The 1,892-nt window shown below is 44.0% G+C and carries 1 protein-coding gene and 2 pseudogenes; 2 read left to right on the plus strand and 1 reads right to left on the minus strand.

Features of this window, described 5'->3' with window-relative positions; genetic code table 11:
- Positions 1-124: 124 nt before the first annotated feature.
- A pseudogene (locus E2B99_RS12060) lies at positions 125-556 on the plus strand (zinc-binding dehydrogenase); the annotation flags it as partial.
- Complete coding sequence (locus tag E2B99_RS12065) at positions 546-1,562, plus strand: zinc-dependent alcohol dehydrogenase family protein (RefSeq protein ID WP_134245240.1); 1,017 nt, start codon at positions 546-548, stop codon at positions 1,560-1,562. The pseudogene E2B99_RS12060 and the gene E2B99_RS12065, both read left to right, overlap by 11 nt.
- A gap of 50 nt (positions 1,563-1,612) precedes the next feature.
- On the opposite strand, the pseudogene E2B99_RS12070 reads toward E2B99_RS12065, so the two are convergent.
- Positions 1,613-1,765: pseudogene (locus tag E2B99_RS12070) on the minus strand (LysR family transcriptional regulator); the annotation flags it as partial.
- Positions 1,766-1,892: the final 127 nt, after the last annotated feature.

A 1,892-nucleotide genomic window follows, 5' to 3' on the forward strand; every position in this document is an offset into this window, starting at 1 on the left:
TCTCCAGTCAATGCTTGACCTGACTGGAGTTGTTTTAAGGCTGTTTCAAAGTCAAAGGGATTTGCCATAATGTGTCATTCCTGTTTTTAACAGTGTAGGGAAATGACACAGTTTTTTGAACACTACCGAACTCGGTGCAACACCTCTCGATTACACAACAGCATCTTCCGATGACATTATTGCTGCAAGCCCTGAGGGTCAAGGTTTTAACATTGTTTACGACACTGTGGGTGGTCCAGTACTCGAAGCCTCACTTTCCATGACAACTCACTATGGCCACATTACCAGCTGTGCTGCATTTGGTAATCATAATTTAGCGAGTTCATCTCTACGGTGTGCCACAGTGTCTGGCGTATTCGTCCTAATGCCGATGTTAACAGGCAATCGCCGTGCTCATCATGGTGATATCCTTAAGATCGCGACTCGTCTCGTTGAGGAAGGTAAACTGCGTCCTATTGTTGATCCTCGTCATTTTCCTCTAGACCAAGCGATTGAGGCTCATGATGCTGTTCAAGATCGCTCTGCCAATATTAAGGTCGTGATTGATGTCATTTAACGCACTTCAGGCCAAGACTTGGCGCTTCAATTCTATTGGAGATACAGATGTTCTGACATTAGAAACACTTCCTGTGGCTTTACCAGCCGCAGGAGAAGTTCTAATCCAGATGAAAACGATCGGACTCAACCGGGCTGATGTAATGTTTCGGCGTGGTACTTATATTCAAAAGGCAGTATTCCCCTCTCGTCTGGGATATGAGGGAGCAGGCGTAGTTCTGGCGATAGGTGAAGGTGTACGCCAATTTTCTCCAGGAGATGCAGTATCGATTCTTCCGACTGACAATCTAGCCAAATATGGGACATATGCGGACAAGTTCCTGATTCCAGAAACTTTTTTAGTTCACAAACCCGATAGTTTAAGCTGGGAAGAAGCTTCTTCAATCTGGATGCAGTATTTGACGGCTTGGGGTGGTGTAATCCATGCTGGTGGAGTTTCGAAAGGAAAAACGATCTTGATCACAGCAGCTTCAAGTAGCGTAGGACTAGCTGCGATACAGATAGCTGAAGCAGCGGGAGCTAAGGTCATTGCAAGTACACAGACGATAGAGAAAAAGCAACGTTTACTGGATCTCGGTGTTAAAAATGTTATAGCCACTGAAGATGAACCAGATTTGTATGAGGCGCTTGTATTACGTTTAGGTGGAGAACATCTTGATGTCGCCTTCGATGCTGTAGGAGGGCCTCATATTGAACAGATTGCAAAAGCGATGTCTGTAGGAGGAACGATGGTTATGCATGGTGCACTTAGCCCTGAGATCACACCATTTCCGCTTAAAGTTGCATTACGCAAGAGCTTAACCATGCGAGGTTTTTTGTTCCTTGAGGTTCTGCATGACCCTGTTCTAAGGGAGCAAGCCAGACGATTTATTCTTAGCAGTATAGGTGCAGGATATCTTCGTCCAGTGATCGACCGTTGCTTTAACTTTGAGGACATGCATGACGCTCAGCGCTATCTTGAATCAAATCAGCAAATAGGAAAAATTGTAGTTACTCTAGATACGTGATGGTCTTATCTGATTTCTACTTTCTAGAAAAAAGGTTAGTTCCATTTGATTCAGTTTTCTATATGGCCCAGCACTTCCGCTAAGTAATCAAACAATGCTCGGATTCGCAAAGGTGTCGGGCCCCGCTGTGGACGATATAAATACAGGCGCCAAACGGGAGAGGTTTCCTCATGAAGTATCTGAATGAGCTTACCACTCTTAAGCTGTATTAGTTCCGATCTGATCGGACAAAGATCTTGAAAAAGAGAAAGTTACCCGTTTAGATAAAGGTGTCGAATCTTAATCAAACAAAGGTAACTTTCTGATGTTGTATACTACCAATCAAATCAT

The organism is Alkanindiges illinoisensis (assembly GCF_004377485.1).
GTDB classification, from domain to species: Bacteria; Pseudomonadota; Gammaproteobacteria; order Pseudomonadales; family Moraxellaceae; genus Alkanindiges; species Alkanindiges illinoisensis_A.

Excerpts from the sequence above, each read along its gene's own strand:
- E2B99_RS12065 (WP_134245240.1), top strand. The coding sequence starts at position 546 with ATGTCATTTAACGCACTTCAGGCCAAGACTTGGCGCTTCAATTCTATT.